Origin of the sequence: Streptomyces atriruber, from assembly GCF_001418325.1 — a bacterium.
In the GTDB taxonomy this organism is placed as follows: Bacteria; Actinomycetota; Actinomycetes; order Streptomycetales; family Streptomycetaceae; genus Streptomyces; species Streptomyces atriruber.
The window spans coordinates 1-1,755 of sequence record NZ_LIPN01000580.1 but is presented as its reverse complement, the minus strand read 5'-3'; the positions used below and the strand labels follow the sequence as shown (position 1 = coordinate 1,755).

1 protein-coding gene is annotated in these 1,755 nt (G+C 67.1%); it reads left to right on the top strand.

Translation table 11 applies throughout. The features are described 5' to 3' along the window. A partial coding sequence (locus AOK03_RS38790) for an outer membrane protein assembly factor BamB family protein (protein ID WP_244177935.1) occupies positions 1-1,548 on the top strand: 1,548 nt, incomplete at its 5' end. Positions 1,549-1,755 lie beyond the last annotated feature (207 nt).

The following is a 1,755-nucleotide window of genomic DNA, read 5'->3' as shown; positions in this document are numbered from 1 at the left end:
CAGGGCTATCAGCAGCAGTACCAGCAGGGCTACCAGCAGCCGCCCACCATGCCGATGCAGCCGCAGCCCGGTGACTCCGGCTCGGGCGGCGGCGGCAAGAAGATCAGCAGCCAGATGACGATCATCATCGCGGCGGTCGCCGCGATCGCGCTGATCGTCGGCGGCGGTGTCTTCTACGCCTCGACGAAGGACGACGACTCCAAGAACACCGCGCAGGAGTCCGGCGGCAAGAACGGCAAGGGCAAGAAGGGCGGCAAGGAGGGCGGGAACGCCCTGCCCGAGCAGGGCCCGGCCAAGGAGAAGGCGCCGGCCGACGCCGCGGCCAAGGTGCTCATGCAGCTCCCGCAGCCCAAGATCCCCAAGGACCAGATCTGGAACGCCACCGGATCCGTGCTGACCGATGACGTCTACGCCAAGGCGGGCGTCAACGAGCTGAACGGCTACGACCCGGACACCGGCAAGGAGAAGTGGTCGATCCCGCTCTCCGGCATGGCCTGCGCGATGTCGAAGGAGGTCACCGAGGACGGCATCGCCGCGATCGTCACCGAGGAGGCCAAGCGGAACAAGAAGGGCGACTACCAGCAGTGCACCAACGTCTCCGCGGTTGACCTGAAGTCCGGCAAGAAGCTCTGGACCGAGAGCGCCGAGACCAACGGCATGAAGGCGACGTTCAAGGAAGTCACCATCTCGGGCACCACCATCGCCGCGGGCGCGGGCACGTCCAGCGGCGGCGCCGCCTGGGACGTCAAGGGCAAGTCCCTGTGGGCGCCGAAGGTCGGCAAGTGCAAGGACGTCGGCTACGCCGGCGGCGACCAGCTCGTCGCCGTCCGCAAGTGCGGCACGTACGGCGACGAGACGCTGAAGGTCCAGCTCCTCGACCCGAAGACCGGCGACGACAAGTGGACGTACCCGATCGCCCCCGGCATCGACAACGCCAAGATCATCTCGACGAACCCGGTCGTCTTCGGCCAGGACACCACGAAGATCACGGCCTCCGGCGTCACGGACGTCTTCTCCCTCGGCAGCAACGGCAAGCTGCGTGCCAAGATCTCGCTGGAGGAGGGGAAGTACGACCACGACTGCGGCGTGAACATGGTCAACGACTGCAAGGCGATCGCGGTCGGCAACGACCGGCTGTACGTCCCGACGCGCCCGCACGACGGCAGCGGCGAGAGCTACAACCGCACCAACGAGATCGTGTCCTTCTCGCTGGCCACCGGCAAGCCCACCAGCGACCGCGCCGACGCCGGTGAGAACGGCGAGATCTTCCCGATCCGCATGGACGGCGGCAACGTCCTCGCGTACAAGGCGCACGGCTACAAGCAGGGCGCCCAGGTCGTCTCGCTCGACGGCAAGACCATGAAGGAGACCAAGCTCCTGGAGACCCCGGGCTCCGAGGCGGTCACCGAGGCGATCAGCGGCATGGTCCCGAAGTCGAACGAACTCCTCTACGGCAACGGGCACTTGTTCCTGGGCAAGAAGCTGCTCAGCAAGCCCTTCACGGAGGACGAGAAGGAGTACGTGGCGATCGGCTTCCTGGCGAAGTAGTACCGGAACCGTGTGATCCGCGGCGCCATGAACGGCGGCGGGCGCCCCCTCGCGCAACGGGGGGCGGCCGCCGCCGTTCGCGTACCATCCGGTCGTTCCCCATGCCCCCTGAATGGCTCGGATTTCGGCATTCCGTGCCGCTTCTGGCCGGGAGGGGGCGCGTAACCTCGAACAAGCGTGTAGCTTCCGGGGGATGAAGGGTCGGGG